The following is a 13,862-nucleotide window of genomic DNA, read 5'->3' as shown; positions in this document are numbered from 1 at the left end:
TTGTTAAAACAAAAGTTATATTCTTTTTTGTTATATGTCGTTACAACGCCTTTACCCCGAACCACGCTGAGCCTAGCAGTTGCCGGACATATTGAGACTCAGCTGTATCTGTGCGCGATGTAGGTGTTTTCCTAAGCTGACGGATGAGCCTTTTCAGGAGGCCAATCTCCTGCCCGATTCAACGAGAACCATGACCATGAGCGACAATCGACAGTGGGCCCGCGAAGCCATCCGTATCATCGAAGCGGATTTTCAGCGCAGCGCCGACACCCATCTGATCCCCTTGCCGCTGCCGGGTTTTGCGGGCATCGAGTTGTACTTCAAGGACGAATCCAGTCATCCGACCGGCAGCCTCAAGCATCGACTGGCCCGTTCGCTGTTTCTCTATGCGCTGTGTAACGGCTGGCTCAAGCCCGGCGCGCCGGTAATCGAGGCGTCCAGCGGTTCGACGGCGATTTCCGAAGCGTATTTCGCGCGGATGCTGGGGCTGCCGTTCATTGCGGTGATGCCGGCGACCACGTCGAAAGAGAAGATTGCCCAGATTGCCTTCTACGGTGGCCAGAGCCATCTGGTAAAAGATCCGACGCAGATTTATGCCGAATCCGAGCGTCTGGCTCGAGAGCATGGCGGTCATTTCATCGACCAGTTCACCTATGCCGAACGGGCGACCGACTGGCGGGCGAACAACAACATCGCCGAGTCGATCTTCCAGCAGATGCGCTACGAGAAACATCCCGAACCGAGCTGGCTGATTTCCAGCCCCGGCACCGGCGGCACCACCGCGACCCTCGGTCGTTACGTGCGCTATCGCCAGCACTGCACCCGCGTGTTGTGCGCTGATGCCGAGCGTTCGGTGTTCTTCGATTACTACCAGACCGGCGACGCCAGTTTGCGTCTGGATTGCGGTTCGCGGATCGAAGGCATTGGCCGGCCAAGAGTGGAAGCGTCGTTCCTGCCGAAGGTAATCGATGCGATGGTCAAGGTGCCGGACGCTCTGTCACTGGCAGCCATGCATTATCTTGCGCAGCGGCTCGGTCGACATGTTGGCGGTTCGAGCGGCACCAACCTGATTGGCGCATTGATGGCGGCGCAGCAGATGAAAGCGGCGGGGGAGTCGGGGTCGATCGTGGCGATTCTGTGCGATGGCGGCGAGCGTTATGCCGACACCTATTACGATCAGGACTGGCTCAAGGCGCAGGGCTATGAGTTGAGCGGATTGATCGAGGCTGTGGCGGCGAGTGCCGAGCGGGGAGAGATGCTGCCGACTTCGGTGCTGCGCGCCAATATCTGACACACCGAAATTAAATGTAGGAGTGAGCCTGCTCGCGATGGCGTAATAACATTCAACAGAAATGTTGACTGGATTACCGCTATCGCGAGCAGGCTCACTCCTATAGGGTTTTGTGTCAGTCGGTTATACCCAGGATGTCGCGCGCTACAGCCTCGGCAATCCGAATACCATCAACCCCAGCCGACAGAATCCCGCCCGCATAACCCGCGCCTTCACCGGCCGGGAACAGACCCTTCACGTTCATGCTCTGCAGCGACTCATTACGAGTAATGCGTAGCGGCGAAGACGTGCGCGTTTCGATCCCGGTCAACACCGCATCGTGCAGCGAGTAGCCGCGAATCTGCTTCTCGAACGCCGGCAGCGCTTCACGAATCGCTTCAATCGCAAAATCCGGTAACGCCAGGGCCAGATCGCCCAGCGCCACACCCGGTTTGTAGGACGGCTCGACTTCACCCAGTTCGGTCGAAGGAATGTCGTTGATGAAGTCGCCAACCAGTTGCGCCGGGGCCTTGTAGTCGCTGCCGCCGAGGATAAAGGCGTGGGATTCCAGACGCTCCTGCAACTCGATCCCGGCCAGCGGGCCGCCCGGATAATCTACTTCCGGGGTGATGCCGACGACGATGCCGGAGTTGGCATTGCGCTCGTTACGCGAGTACTGGCTCATGCCATTGGTGACCACACGGTTCGGCTCGGACGTCGCGGCGACAACGGTGCCGCCCGGGCACATGCAGAAACTGTAGACCGAACGGCCGTTCTTGGCGTGGTGCACCAGTTTGTAGTCGGCGGCTCCCAACTTGGGGTGGCCGGCGTATTTGCCCAGACGCGCACGGTCGATCAGCGACTGCGGGTGTTCGATGCGGAAACCCACCGAGAACGGCTTGGCTTCCATGAACACGCCACGGCTGTGGAGCATGCGGAAGGTGTCGCGGGCGCTATGGCCGAGGGCCAGAACCACGTGTTTCGAATGCAGAGTCTCGCCGCTGGCCAGTTGGACCCCGACCAGTTGGCCGTCTTCGATCAACACATCACTGACGCGCTCCTGGAAGCGCACTTCGCCGCCCAAATCTCGGATCTGTTCGCGCATGTTTTCAACCATGCCGGTCAGACGGAACGTACCGATGTGCGGCTTGCTGACGTAGAGGATTTCTTCCGGTGCGCCGGCCTTGACGAACTCGTGCAGGACTTTGCGGCCAAGGAACTTCGGATCCTTGATCTGGCTGTACAGTTTGCCGTCGGAGAACGTGCCCGCACCGCCTTCGCCGAACTGCACGTTGGACTCGGGGTTGAGCACGCTTTTACGCCACAGACCCCAGGTGTCCTTGGTGCGCTGACGCACTTCGGTGCCACGTTCGAGGACGATCGGCTTGAAGCCCATCTGTGCCAGCAACAGGCCGGCAAAGATCCCGCACGGGCCGAATCCGACGACGATAGGGCGCTGGCTCAGGTCGCTTGGTGCTTCGCCTACGAATTTGTAGCTGACATCCGGCGCCACGTTGACGTTACGGTCGTCGGCGAACTTGCCCAACACTTTGGCCTCGTCGCGTACGGTGAGGTCGATGGTGTAGATGAAGCACAGTTCGGAGGACTTTTTGCGCGCATCGTAGCTGCGCTTGAACAAGGTGAAATCGAGCAAGTCATCGCTGGCGATGCCCAGACGTTGCACGATGGCAACGCGCAGGTCTTCTTCGGGATGGTCGATTGGCAGCTTGAGTTCAGTGATTCGTAACATGGCGAGGATCCGGGTTCGCGGGGCGCACAACTGCGCCAGGGCGTTTGAAGGCCGCGATTATAAGCCGCAAAGACCGGATCCGGTGAGGGTAAAACGATCAGTCGTTACGCGAGCCGCCGAAATACCCGCAGCCACGCTGCACCTGGCCGTCGATGCGCAGTTCGGTGCTCATGTGCTGCACGCTGCCGGTGCTGCTGTCGACGCAACGTTGCGGCGCGACCCACAATTCGATGCGCTGGTTGTTGGCTTCGCTGCTGAGATTGAAGCGACCGTCGCCCAATTGCTCTTCAACGTATGGGACGGCGAGCGGGGGCTGGCCGTCGCGGTCGATGACCATGCCTTTGCCGCTGACCTTGACGTTCCACTCAGGGCCATGGCCGGCGGCGCGCAGAATCAGCAGCTTGAAATTCGGATCATCACACGCGGTGCCCGAACGTTCGACCCGATACAGCTGGGCAAGATCGAGGCGGTCACCGGCGATCTTGCCGCGCACGTCGGCGAACAACTTGCCCTGGTCATCGGCCAGGGTCGCGGCCTCTTGCAAGACGCTGGTGCCGCCAATGTCGTTGACCACGTATTGGCGTTGATCCTGACACGGCTGGAACACCAGTTTGCCGTCGGCAGCGGTCAGTTGCCCCTGCATCCGCGTCTGCCCCACGTGCGAGGCACTTTCTCGCGGGCCATCGAACAACTGGCAGGCGGCAAACAACGGCAGCAGGGCAACAAGGACTAACGAACGGGCAACACGCATCTTCGGCTCTCCAGACAAGTGCCGCCACGTTACGCAGGCTGACCGTTCATCACAAGGGTTTAGCCGACGTGAAAAGTCTGACCGGTTTGCAGGCCTTCGATACTTTTGGCGTAGGCCAACGCGACATCCGCCGCAGGAACCGGCTTGTAGCCACGGAAGTACGGGGCGTAGCTGCCCATGGCTTCCAGCAAAACGGTCGGGCTGATCGAGTTCACGCGCAAACCGCGTGGCAGTTCGATGGCGGCCGCGCGAACAAAACTGTCGAGGGCGCCGTTGACCATTGCAGCCGAGGCGCCGCTGCGGATCGGATCGTGGCTGAGCACGCCGGTAGTGAAGGTGAACGAAGCACCGTCGTTGGCAAACTCGCGACCGATCAGCAATAGGTTGACCTGGCCCATCAGCTTGTCTTTCAAGCCCAGGGCGAAGCTGTCTTCGTTCATTTCACCCAACGGTGCGAAGGTCACGTTGCCGGCGGCGCAGACCAGTGCGTCGAACTTGCCGGTTTGTTCGAACAGTTTTCGGATCGACCCGCTGTCGCTGATATCCACCTGCAAATCGCCGCTGTTGCGGCCGATACGAATAACTTCGTGGCGTTGCGACAGTTCCTTGTCCACAGCCGAACCAATGGTGCCGCCCGCGCCTATCAACAGAATTTTCATTGTGCTGTGCCTCAAGTGATTGAACGAGGTTTGAGTCTAGAGTGGTTTTTTCTTTGGATAAGCGCGCTAATGGGCAACCTTTGGTTTTCAAATGGAAACAATCCATGAGCGAGATGGATGATCTGGCCGCGTTCGCAGTGTTGATCGAGGCCGGCAGTTTCACCCTGGCGGCGCAGCAGCTCGGGTGCAGCAAGGGCCAGTTGTCCAAGCGGATCAGCCAGCTCGAAGTGCGCTTTTCCGTGGTGCTGCTGCAACGCACGACCCGGCGTTTAAGCCTGACCGCAGCGGGCGCGGCGTTATTGCCGCAGGCCCAGGCCCTTGTAGTCCAAGTGGAAAGGGCGCGTCAGGCGTTGGCTCGATTGAAGGACGATATAGCCGGGCCGGTACGTATGACGGTTCCGGTTTCGCTGGGGGAAACCTTCTTCGATGGTCTGCTGCTGGAGTTTTCGCAAAAGTATCCAGAGGTGCAGATCGAGCTGGAGCTGAATAACAGCTATCGCGATCTGTCCCGGGACGGCTTTGATCTGGCGATCCGCAGCGAGGTGGCCAACGATGAGCGGCTGGTGGCCAAACCGCTGCTGGCCTGGCAGGAAATGACCTGCGCCAGCCCGGCCTATCTCGAGCGCTTCGGCGAGCCGCTGACGCCGCAGGCGTTGACCGAGCACCGTTGTTTGCTCAACAGCCACTACAGCGGTCGCGAGGAATGGCTGTATCACCAGCAGCACGAATTGTTACGGGTACGCGTCTCGGGGCCGTTCGCCAGCAATCATTACAACCTGCTCAAGAAAGCAGCGCTGACCGGTGCCGGCATCGCTCGATTGCCTTCGTACCTGCTGCAAGCGGAATTGGCGGACGGGCGCTTGCGCTGGCTCCTGCGCGATTACCAGACCCGGCGCATGCCGATGTATCTGGTGCATCCGTATCAGGGTGGATTACCGAAACGCACTCAGGTATTGGCGGACTATCTGATGGGTTGGTTCAAACGCAGCGGCGAGGCGCTGGATCGGCTTTAGCGGTAGCGCTTGGCGATCAGATGATCGATCGACAATTTCCCCGGTCCGGTCGTCATCAGATACAGCAGCACCGCTGCCCAAGTGCCGTGTGTCGGGTAGGCATCCGGATACACAAACAACTGAATGGTCAGGGTCATCCCCAGCAACGCCAGCGCCGAAAATCGTGTGGCGAAGCCAACCAGAATCAGAATCGGGAAAAAGTGCTCGGCGAACGCGGCCATGTACGCGGCGATTTCCGGCGACAGCAGCGGCACGTGGTATTCGCTGGTGAACAACGGAATCGTCGAATCGGCCAGACGCGGCCAGCCCAACTCAAAGTTGCCGTCGAACAGGTCGATGGCCAGGCCTTCAACCTTGGTCTGCCCGGACTTCCAGAACACCGCGGCAATCGAAAAACGCGCGATAAAGGCAATCAGGCTGTGGGGGATTTTCTCCAGCAGCGAGATGGCGCGGGTGATCAGCGTATTCATGGCAATTCCTTGAAATTCAGATGGGTGATGGCGTTATGAGCGATCAGCAAGGCCAGGGTCTGGCTGAGATCGAACGGCGGGCTGTTTTCTGCGGCTGCCAATAGCGGCCGCCCACCGAGCAAATGGCGGATGAAAACGCCGGCGCCGTTATCCAGGGCAAACACCTCGACATCGAGGCCATTGCGCAACACCAATGCCTGCTGTCCACGATTGAGTTCGATGCCTTCCAGCGTCGCCTCTCGCTGGTGTGCGGCCCAGATCGCAACCACGGCATAGCCTGAGTCGAGCAGGTACAGGGACGGATGAAGTTCGAAGCCAAGTTCGCTCAGGGCTTGCGGGTCACTCAGCGCAGCGGCGATCTGTTCCGGCGGGATCGGGTTTGCGTCGGCGGCGTGATAGGCGAGGGTGCGTAACTGCTCAAGGCGTGCCACGTCGGCCAGATACGGCACGCTTGAGGCCGGTTCAAACGCAGCGATGAAGTCCGCAAACCCTTCGCCGTAAAGGCTCATCAACGGACTTTGTGGTGGCTGACTTTGTACGAACACAGCCGCCATGGCTCGGAAGAATTCCTCGCCAACCAACTGCGCAACCACCGGATAACTGTCGCCCAGTGCGTTGATCAGCGAACTCTGCACGTTGTTGCGATACACCGCGAAACGGCTGGCGGGATCGGCACCGTTGGCGCTGTAAAGGCCTTCGGGGCAGGGCAACTGCACATTGAGCAACGCTGCCGTGAACGCGGCTTGAGAGCTCATGATCGATCCCCCGCGCACTTCAACAGCACTTCGGCCTGCTGCGCCTCTGCCATTAAGACGTCGAATGCCGGCACCTGATTGTCACGCTCGATCAACGTCGCCACCGGGCCGATGCGCTCCAGCACTTGCCGGTACAAATGCCAGACTGCTTGATCGATCGGCGCGCCGTGATCGTCGATCAGCAAACGGTCGCCGAGGCTGTCGCAATCTTCGGCAAAACCGGCCAGATGAATCTCACCGACGGTGTGCAATGGCAAGGCATCGAGATAGGCCAATGGATCGCGCTGATGATTGATGCACGACACGTAGACGTTATTGACGTCCAGCAGCAAACCGCAGCCGCTGCGGCGAATGACTTCGGCAATGAAGTCAGCCTCGTCGAGGGTTGAACGCTGAAAGGCCAGATAGGTCGCCGGATTTTCCAGGAGCATTGGCCGCTTGATGGCGTTCTGCACCTGATCGATATGTTCGCAGACGCGGTTCAGCGTCGGCGCGTCATAGGCCAGTGGCAGCAGGTCATTGAGGAACACCGGGCCGTGGCTGGACCAGGCCAGGTGTTCGGAAAAGGAGTGGGGTTGATAACGCTCGGTCAGATCCTTCAGGCGTTGCAGGTGTTGAACGTCCAGCGGCCCTTCAGCCCCGATGGACAATCCGACGCCATGCAGCGACAGCGGATACTGCTCGCGAATCAATCTCAGAAAATGATGAAACGGGCCGCCGGCCACCATGTAGTTTTCGGCGTGGACTTCGAAGAAGCCGATGTCCGGTAATGAGCCGAGCACTTCACGCAAGTGCCCGGTCTTGAGCCCCAACCCGGCACGGGGCGGGAGCCCTGAGCGGGCTGCCTGAGTGCAGGAGTGGGCATGGTCGTTAGGTGTGAACATGATCGTCACTCAGGCAGCCGACTGATCAGGACTTGGCTTTGAACGCTTCCATTTGACCGAAACCGGTCGGCGAGGTTTTGCTTTCGGTGGTGGCGCAGGTGCCTTTCGGAACGAGTTTCCAGGCGTTGGCCTGATAGTCCATTTTTGCGGTGCCGGCACAGGTGGTGCCTGCGCCTGCAGCGCAATCGTTCTTGCCTTTCATGGCCACACCGAAGCATTTTTCCATGTTGGCGTCGGCAGCGTGAACGGTGGAAACGGCTGCGATGCTCAGGGCAGAACCAAGGGCCAGAACCAGGGCGGTAGCGGACAGGGTGCGGGTGGTAGCAGTCATGATGTTTCTCCGATTTGAACTTGGGTTTTACAAGCGAAGTGCGCTTGCTTGTCCCTCTAGAGAAACGGCATGGCGATGCGTTACAGCCGGGCTGAAAGTTTTTTCAGAAATATCCTCCAGCGTAGGAGCTGCCGAAGGCTGCGATCTTTTAATCTTGTTTTTTAACCATCAAAAGATCGCAGCCTTCGGCAGCTCCTAAAGGGGGCTTTTTCGGGCACAAAAAAACGGCCCGAAGGCCGTTTTTTATTTACCGCAATCGCTCAACCACCGAGGTACGCCTCGCGCACTTTCGGGTCGGTCAGCAGCGCTTCACCGGTGCCTTGCATCACCACGCGGCCGTTCTCCAGAACGTACGCACGGTCAGCGATTTTCAGCGCCTGGTTGGCGTTTTGCTCGACCAGGAACACGGTCACACCGTCCTTGCGCAGTTGTTCGATGATGTCGAAGATCTGCTGGATGATGATCGGTGCCAGGCCCAGCGACGGCTCGTCGAGCAGCAGCAATTTCGGCTTGCTCATCAGCGCGCGGCCGATGGCGAGCATTTGCTGTTCGCCGCCGGACATGGTGCCGCCGCGCTGACTGAAGCGTTCTTTCAGGCGTGGGAAAAGTCCGAGAACCTTGTCCATCTGTTCCTGATAGTCGCCCTTGTCGGTGAAGAAGCCGCCCATGGACAGGTTTTCTTCGACGGTCAGACGGGCAAATACCCGACGGCCTTCCGGCACCACAGCGATGCTTTTGCGCATGATCTGCGACGAGTCCTGGCCGACCAGTTCTTCACCCATGTAACGGATGCTGCCGCTGTGCGCCTGCGGCGAACCGCACAGCGTCATCAGCAGCGTGGACTTGCCGGCACCGTTGGCGCCGATCAGGGTCACGATCTCGCCCTGACGGACTTCGACGTTGACGCTGTGCAGGGCCTGGATCTTGCCGTAGAAGGTGGAAACGTTTTCGAACTGCAGCATTTACGCTTCCCCCAGGTAGGCTTTGATCACTTCAGGATTGTCGCGGATCTGTTCCGGCGTGCCGTCGGCCAGAGGCGTGCCCTGGTTGATTACGACGATGTGGTCGGAAATGCTCATGACAAGTTTCATGTCGTGTTCGATCAGCAGCACGGTGACGTTGTGCTCTTCACGCAGCATGCCGATCAGCGCTTTGAGGTCTTCGGTTTCCTTCGGATTGAGGCCGGCGGCCGGTTCGTCGAGCATCAGGATCCGTGGACGGGTCATCATGCAGCGGGCGATTTCCAGACGACGTTGCTGACCGTATGCCAGGGTGCCGGCAGTACGGTTGGCGAACTCCTTGAGGTTGACCTTCTCCAGCCAGTACTCGGCAAATTCCATCGCCTCGCGCTCGCTTTTGCGGAACGCCGGGGTCTTGAACAGGCCGGACAGGAAGTTGGTGTTCAGGTGACGGTGCTGGGCGATCAACAGGTTTTCGACCGCCGTCATGTCCTTGAACAACCGCACGTTCTGAAAGGTGCGCACTACGCCTTTGAGCGCGATCTTGTGGCCCGGCAGGCCCTGAATCGGCTCGCCGTCCAAAAGGATGCTGCCGCCGGTTGGCTGATAGAAACCGGTCAGGCAGTTGAACACCGTGGTCTTGCCCGCGCCGTTCGGCCCGATCAGCGCAACCACCTGTTTTTCCTTCACGGTCAGGGCCACGCCATTGACCGCCAGCAAGCCGCCGAAGCGCATGCTCAGGTTTTCGACCTTAAGAATCTCGCGGCTCATTTTCGCAACTCCATGTGAGGGCGTTGCATCGGCAGCAGACCTTGTGGACGCCAGATCATCATCAACACCATCAGGGCACCGAACATCAACATGCGGTACTCGCTGAACTCACGCATCATTTCCGGCAACAGGATCATCACCACGGCCGCGAGAATCACGCCGAGCTGCGAGCCCATGCCACCCAATACGACGATGGCGAGGATGATCGCCGACTCGATGAAGGTGAAGGATTCCGGCGTCACCAGACCCTGACGGGCCGCGAAGAAGCTGCCGGCAAAACCGGCGAATGCAGCACCGAGGGTGAACGCGGAAAGCTTGATCACGGTTGGGTTAAGACCCAGCGCGCGGCAAGCGATTTCGTCTTCACGCAGCGCTTCCCACGCACGGCCGATCGGCATGCGCAGCAGACGGTTGATGACGAACAGTGCCGCCAGCGCCAGCAACAGGGCAACGAGGTAGAGGAAGATCACCTTGTTGATCGAGTTGTACTGCAAGCCGAAATACTCGTGGAAGGTTTGCATCCCTTCTGCGGCTTTACGTTCGAAGGTCAGACCGAAGAACGTCGGTTTCTCGATGTTGCTGATACCGTTCGGGCCACCGGTGATGTCCGTCAGGTTACGCAGGAACAGACGGATGATCTCGCCGAAGCCGAGGGTCACGATCGCCAGATAGTCACCGCGCAGTCGCAACACCGGGAAGCCCAGCAGGAAGCCGAACGTCGCCGCCATCAGGCCGGCAATCGGCAGGCAGATCCAGAAGCTCAGGCCGTAGTAGTGCGACAGCAGCGCGTAGCTGTAGGCGCCGACGGCGTAAAAGCCGACGTAACCCAGGTCGAGCAGACCGGCCAGACCGACGACGATGTTCAGGCCCAGGCCGAGCATCACGTAGATCAGGATCAGCGTGGCGATGTCCACCGCGCCACGGGAACCGAAGAACGGCCACACCAGCGCAAGCAGGATCAGCCCAATGATGAAATAGCGCTGGGTGGTCGGCAGGGTCAGGAAGTTGCTGGCCTTGGCCGGGATCAGCGGCATGCCCGGCGACGAACGCCAGGCCTTGCTGATCTGCTGGTTGAACAGCACGCGCAAAAACATCAGTACCGAGCAGATGGCGATGGTCGCCAGAACAGCGGGGCTGGTGTTGTGCACTTCCAGATTGATGCCGACGATGGTCAGTTTCAGACCCAGTACCGGGTAGGCCACGGCCCACACCAGCAAAGCACTGAACAGTGCCTGTTTAAGATTCCTAGTCATACTTTCTCAACCTCCGGACGGCCCAGAATGCCGGTCGGACGGAACAACAGCACCAGAACCAACAAGCCGAAAGCCACGACGTCCTTGTACTGGTCGCCGAAGATATCGGCACCGAAGGCTTCCGCCACCCCAAGCACCAGCCCGCCGAGCATGGCGCCGGGGATGCTGCCGATGCCGCCGAGTACCGCAGCGGTAAAGGCTTTGAGGCCGACAAGGAAACCGGCGTTCGGGTTGATCACCCCGTATTGCATGCTCAGCAGTACGGCCGCGACGGCCGCCAGCGCAGCACCAATGACGAAGGTCAGGGCGATGATGTTGTTGGTGTTAATACCCAGCAGGTTGGCCATCTTGATGTCTTCGGCGCAGGCGCGGCAGGCGCGGCCCAGACGAGAGCGGGAGATGAACAATGTCAGGCCGAGCATGGCGATCAGGGTCACCACGAACACCACGATTTGCATGTAGGAAATCAGCACTTCTTGTGCGCCACCTGGGCCGAAGGCAATGTTGCCCGGAATCAGGTTGGGGATAGCTTTGTCCTTGGAGTCTTGCGCCAGCAGAACCGTGTTCTGCAGGAAGATCGACATACCGATGGCGGAAATCAGCGGGATCAGACGGTTGCTGCCGCGCAAAGGGCGGTAGGCAATGCGTTCGATGCTGTAACCGTAGGAGCTGGTCACGACGATGCTGGCGATGAACGCCGCCGTCATCAACAGCGGGACACTGTCGAGTCCCATCATGGTCAGCCCGGCGATGGCGATGAACGCCACGTAGGAGCCGATCATGTACACCTCGCCGTGGGCGAAGTTGATCATTCCAATGATGCCGTAAACCATCGTGTAGCCGATGGCGATCAGGGCATACATGCTGCCAACGTTCAGGCCGTTAACCAGCTGTTGGAAGAAGTGATAGATGTCAGGCATTACAGCGCTCCTAAAAACCTGATACGCATTTCACTGGTGGAGTCATTTTCCCGCCCGGCCCCGTGGATCTTTATCCACTTCGAATCCGGGTTTTGCCAGCGAACCGCTGATGACGGTTTTGAGATTTTCAGGTGGGGAGACTGGCGGATCACGCCAGCGCGGCCCTATACATTCGTAAAACAAAGCCCACGGCACGCCGTGGGCTTTATTGGCAGTCAGTTCGACAATGCCTTACTGAGGCGAAACTTCAGTCTTAGGTTTGCCGTTGTGCCACTCGTAGACTACGAATTTGAAGTCTTTCAAGTCGCCCTTGGCGTCGTAGCTCAGGTCGCCAGTCGGGGTCTTGAAGGTGCCGGCGTGAATGGCGTCTGCCACTTTGGCCGGGTCTTCGGACTTGGCAGCCTTGATGCCTTCGGCGATCAGGGTCACGGCCGAGTAGGCCGGGAACACGAACGGGCCGCTCGGGTCTTCTTTCTTCGCTTTGAATGCATCAGCCAGGGCAATGTTGGAAGGGTCCTGGTCGAAGGATTTCGGCAGGGTCACCAGCAGGCCTTCGGCAGCGTCTTTGGCGATCTGGGTGATCGAGTCGTTACCCACGCCTTCCGGACCCATGAACTTGGCTTTCAGGCCTTTTTCCTGAGCCTGGCGCAGGATCAGACCCAGCTCAGGGTGGTAGCCGCCGTAGTAAACGAAGTCGACGTTGGCTTGCTTGAGCTTGGCAATGATGGCCGAGAAGTCTTTGTCGCCAGCGTTGACGCCTTCGAATACGGCAACTTTGGTGCCTTTCTTCTCAAGGGTCGATTTGACGGCGGTGGCGATACCTTCACCGTACTGCTGCTTGTCGTGCAGGACGCCTACGATTTTCGGTTTGACGTGATCGGCAATGTAGTTACCGGCGGCAGGGCCCTGGGCGCTGTCCAGACCGATAGTACGGAAGATCATTTTGTAACCACGGGCGGTGATGTCCGGGCTGGTGGCAGCCGGGGTGATCATGATCACGCCTTCGTCTTCGTAGATGTCCGAAGCAGGTTGGGTAGAGCTGGAGCACAGGTGACCGACCACGAACTTGACGCCGTCGTTGACGACCTTGTTCGCAACAGCTACCGCTTGTTTCGGATCGCAGGCATCGTCGTATTCAACGGCTTCGAGTTTCTTGCCGTCGACGCCGCCCTTGGCGTTGATCTGCTCGATGGCCATTTTCGCGCCACTGAACTGCATGTCGCCGTACTGGGCTACAGGACCGGTTTTTGGACCGGCGATACCGATTTTGATGGTGTCAGCTGCGAACGAATGGCTGGCAACCCCGGCCAGAACCATAGCGGCAAACAGTTTGGAAATCTGCTTAGTAGCCTTAGTCATAGTGCTCCACTCTTACTGTTGTAATTTTTTTGAGTTCTGGCGCCGTAGCAGCAGAACCGGGTCAGATATCTTTGCGATACCCTCCGGAAATGCCCCCGGCAACTGTACCGGTACAGTGTAGAGCGCCGGTTGTCAGCCTGGGAAGCGGGCGCCGAGGGGCAAAACTTGGGGGTGTCGCATTTTTGAATGAAAAAGACAGAATTGCGGCGTGGCGTTCGTGGGCATATATCCCAATCAGCAGCATTCCCTGGCGTTCCTGCTCTTTTCGTTCGGTAAAGCCATTTGCAACCGGGTTTTTCTGGCGGATCACCGACGTTATCATTCGCGTCGATTTCTTTTCCGGACAGTTCCCATGAATCAAGAACCTAGCACCCTCTATGCCAAGCTGCTTGGTGAAACCGCATCTATTACCTGGAAAGAGCTGGAGCCGTTCTTCGCCAAGGGTGCCCTATTGTGGGTCGACCCTGACCTTGATTTGATCGCCGCTGCCGAGGCCGTGGCGTCGGATGAGGGCGAGAAAGTCGCTGCCTGGCTGGCCGAAGACAAGGTCGCCAAGCTGTCTGAAACGCGGGCGCTGGATCTTTTTGAACGTGATCCGCAGCTGTGGGCGGTGGTGGTTTCGCCGTGGATTCTGATCCAGGAAAGGGCGCAGGTCTGACGGCTTGCACCTTTGTAGTGCGCGTCATCATCGTTGAAAAGTGGGTAGCCGAGTAGCGT

15 protein-coding genes are annotated in these 13,862 nt (G+C 59.0%); 3 read left to right on the top strand and 12 right to left on the bottom strand.

The window, feature by feature from the left end:
* Positions 1-196: 196 nt before the first annotated feature.
* Positions 197-1,291: a PLP-dependent cysteine synthase family protein gene (locus IAI51_RS16585; RefSeq protein ID WP_410458009.1), complete on the top strand. Its 1,095-nt coding sequence runs from the start codon at positions 197-199 to the stop codon at positions 1,289-1,291.
* A gap of 115 nt (positions 1,292-1,406) precedes the next feature.
* On the opposite strand, the gene IAI51_RS16580 is transcribed toward IAI51_RS16585, so the two are convergent.
* The 3 genes from IAI51_RS16580 to IAI51_RS16570 form a co-directional block, all read right to left on the bottom strand.
* Positions 1,407-3,020 (bottom strand): NAD(P)/FAD-dependent oxidoreductase, encoded by a 1,614-nt coding sequence (locus IAI51_RS16580; RefSeq protein ID WP_187679455.1) that lies wholly within the window; start codon positions 3,018-3,020, stop codon positions 1,407-1,409.
* A 97-nt stretch (positions 3,021-3,117) separates the two neighbouring features.
* Positions 3,118-3,771 (bottom strand): COG3650 family protein, encoded by a 654-nt coding sequence (locus IAI51_RS16575; RefSeq protein ID WP_187679454.1) that lies wholly within the window; start codon positions 3,769-3,771, stop codon positions 3,118-3,120.
* A 59-nt stretch (positions 3,772-3,830) separates the two neighbouring features.
* Positions 3,831-4,430, bottom strand: coding sequence for a short chain dehydrogenase (locus IAI51_RS16570; protein ID WP_187679453.1), 600 nt, complete (start codon positions 4,428-4,430; stop codon positions 3,831-3,833).
* A gap of 104 nt (positions 4,431-4,534) precedes the next feature.
* On the opposite strand from IAI51_RS16570, the gene IAI51_RS16565 reads away from it, so the two are divergent.
* Positions 4,535-5,443: a LysR family transcriptional regulator gene (locus tag IAI51_RS16565; RefSeq protein WP_187679452.1), complete on the top strand. Its 909-nt coding sequence runs from the start codon at positions 4,535-4,537 to the stop codon at positions 5,441-5,443.
* On the opposite strand, the gene IAI51_RS16560 is transcribed toward IAI51_RS16565, so the two are convergent.
* From IAI51_RS16560 to IAI51_RS16520, 9 genes are all read right to left on the bottom strand, one after another.
* The gene (locus IAI51_RS16560; RefSeq protein WP_187679451.1) at positions 5,440-5,913 is read right to left on the bottom strand and encodes a DoxX family protein; all 474 of its coding nucleotides are present in this window, start codon (positions 5,911-5,913) and stop codon (positions 5,440-5,442) included. The genes IAI51_RS16565 and IAI51_RS16560 overlap by 4 nt on opposite strands.
* Positions 5,910-6,668 carry a DUF2063 domain-containing protein gene (locus IAI51_RS16555; RefSeq protein WP_187679450.1) on the bottom strand — a complete coding sequence of 253 codons (759 nt, stop codon included), beginning with the start codon at positions 6,666-6,668 and terminating at the stop codon, positions 5,910-5,912. Before IAI51_RS16555 ends, IAI51_RS16560 begins: the two co-directional genes overlap by 4 nt.
* Positions 6,665-7,552 (bottom strand): DUF692 domain-containing protein, encoded by an 888-nt coding sequence (locus tag IAI51_RS16550; RefSeq protein ID WP_187679449.1) that lies wholly within the window; start codon positions 7,550-7,552, stop codon positions 6,665-6,667. The genes IAI51_RS16555 and IAI51_RS16550 overlap by 4 nt, the downstream gene beginning before the upstream one ends.
* Before the next feature lie 25 nt (positions 7,553-7,577).
* Positions 7,578-7,883 carry a DUF2282 domain-containing protein gene (locus IAI51_RS16545; RefSeq protein WP_187679448.1) on the bottom strand — a complete coding sequence of 102 codons (306 nt, stop codon included), beginning with the start codon at positions 7,881-7,883 and terminating at the stop codon, positions 7,578-7,580.
* A gap of 260 nt (positions 7,884-8,143) precedes the next feature.
* Positions 8,144-8,845 carry an ABC transporter ATP-binding protein gene (locus IAI51_RS16540; RefSeq protein WP_187679447.1) on the bottom strand — a complete coding sequence of 234 codons (702 nt, stop codon included), beginning with the start codon at positions 8,843-8,845 and terminating at the stop codon, positions 8,144-8,146.
* A complete protein-coding gene (livG, locus tag IAI51_RS16535; protein ID WP_187679446.1) occupies positions 8,846-9,613 on the bottom strand; it encodes a high-affinity branched-chain amino acid ABC transporter ATP-binding protein LivG in 768 nt (255 codons plus the stop codon). It lies immediately after the preceding gene.
* Positions 9,610-10,866: a high-affinity branched-chain amino acid ABC transporter permease LivM gene (locus IAI51_RS16530; RefSeq protein WP_187679445.1), complete on the bottom strand. Its 1,257-nt coding sequence runs from the start codon at positions 10,864-10,866 to the stop codon at positions 9,610-9,612. Before IAI51_RS16530 ends, livG begins: the two co-directional genes overlap by 4 nt.
* Positions 10,863-11,786: a high-affinity branched-chain amino acid ABC transporter permease LivH gene (gene livH, locus IAI51_RS16525; protein ID WP_007918526.1), complete on the bottom strand. Its 924-nt coding sequence runs from the start codon at positions 11,784-11,786 to the stop codon at positions 10,863-10,865. The genes IAI51_RS16530 and livH overlap by 4 nt, the downstream gene beginning before the upstream one ends.
* 231 nt (positions 11,787-12,017) lie before the next feature.
* Positions 12,018-13,145: a branched-chain amino acid ABC transporter substrate-binding protein gene (locus tag IAI51_RS16520; RefSeq protein ID WP_187679444.1), complete on the bottom strand. Its 1,128-nt coding sequence runs from the start codon at positions 13,143-13,145 to the stop codon at positions 12,018-12,020.
* 352 nt (positions 13,146-13,497) lie between these two features.
* Between IAI51_RS16520 and IAI51_RS16515 the strand changes: the two genes are divergently transcribed.
* Positions 13,498-13,803, top strand: coding sequence for a DUF2288 domain-containing protein (locus tag IAI51_RS16515; protein ID WP_187679443.1), 306 nt, complete (start codon positions 13,498-13,500; stop codon positions 13,801-13,803).
* The last annotated feature ends 59 nt before the right edge of the window (positions 13,804-13,862 follow it).

The organism is Pseudomonas sp. N40(2020) (genome assembly GCF_014472415.1).
Classification (GTDB): Bacteria; Pseudomonadota; Gammaproteobacteria; order Pseudomonadales; family Pseudomonadaceae; genus Aquipseudomonas.
The sequence above is the reverse complement of the archived record's forward strand: the minus strand, read 5'-3'. Positions and strand labels throughout refer to the sequence as shown.

What these genes read in the sequence shown, in the direction of transcription:
- IAI51_RS16585 (WP_410458009.1), top strand. Translation starts at nt 197, where the DNA reads ATGAGCGACAATCGACAGTGGGCCCGCGAAGCCATCCGTATCATCGAA.
- IAI51_RS16580 (WP_187679455.1), bottom strand. Translation starts at nt 3,020, where the DNA reads ATGTTACGAATCACTGAACTCAAGCTGCCAATCGACCATCCCGAAGAA.
- IAI51_RS16575 (WP_187679454.1), bottom strand. Translation starts at nt 3,771, where the DNA reads ATGCGTGTTGCCCGTTCGTTAGTCCTTGTTGCCCTGCTGCCGTTGTTT.
- IAI51_RS16570 (WP_187679453.1), bottom strand. Translation starts at nt 4,430, where the DNA reads ATGAAAATTCTGTTGATAGGCGCGGGCGGCACCATTGGTTCGGCTGTG.
- IAI51_RS16565 (WP_187679452.1), top strand. Translation starts at nt 4,535, where the DNA reads ATGAGCGAGATGGATGATCTGGCCGCGTTCGCAGTGTTGATCGAGGCC.
- IAI51_RS16560 (WP_187679451.1), bottom strand. Translation starts at nt 5,913, where the DNA reads ATGAATACGCTGATCACCCGCGCCATCTCGCTGCTGGAGAAAATCCCC.
- IAI51_RS16555 (WP_187679450.1), bottom strand. Translation starts at nt 6,668, where the DNA reads ATGAGCTCTCAAGCCGCGTTCACGGCAGCGTTGCTCAATGTGCAGTTG.
- IAI51_RS16550 (WP_187679449.1), bottom strand. Translation starts at nt 7,552, where the DNA reads ATGTTCACACCTAACGACCATGCCCACTCCTGCACTCAGGCAGCCCGC.
- IAI51_RS16545 (WP_187679448.1), bottom strand. Translation starts at nt 7,883, where the DNA reads ATGACTGCTACCACCCGCACCCTGTCCGCTACCGCCCTGGTTCTGGCC.
- IAI51_RS16540 (WP_187679447.1), bottom strand. Translation starts at nt 8,845, where the DNA reads ATGCTGCAGTTCGAAAACGTTTCCACCTTCTACGGCAAGATCCAGGCC.
- livG (WP_187679446.1), bottom strand. Translation starts at nt 9,613, where the DNA reads ATGAGCCGCGAGATTCTTAAGGTCGAAAACCTGAGCATGCGCTTCGGC.
- IAI51_RS16530 (WP_187679445.1), bottom strand. Translation starts at nt 10,866, where the DNA reads ATGACTAGGAATCTTAAACAGGCACTGTTCAGTGCTTTGCTGGTGTGG.
- livH (WP_007918526.1), bottom strand. Translation starts at nt 11,786, where the DNA reads ATGCCTGACATCTATCACTTCTTCCAACAGCTGGTTAACGGCCTGAAC.
- IAI51_RS16520 (WP_187679444.1), bottom strand. Translation starts at nt 13,145, where the DNA reads ATGACTAAGGCTACTAAGCAGATTTCCAAACTGTTTGCCGCTATGGTT.
- IAI51_RS16515 (WP_187679443.1), top strand. Translation starts at nt 13,498, where the DNA reads ATGAATCAAGAACCTAGCACCCTCTATGCCAAGCTGCTTGGTGAAACC.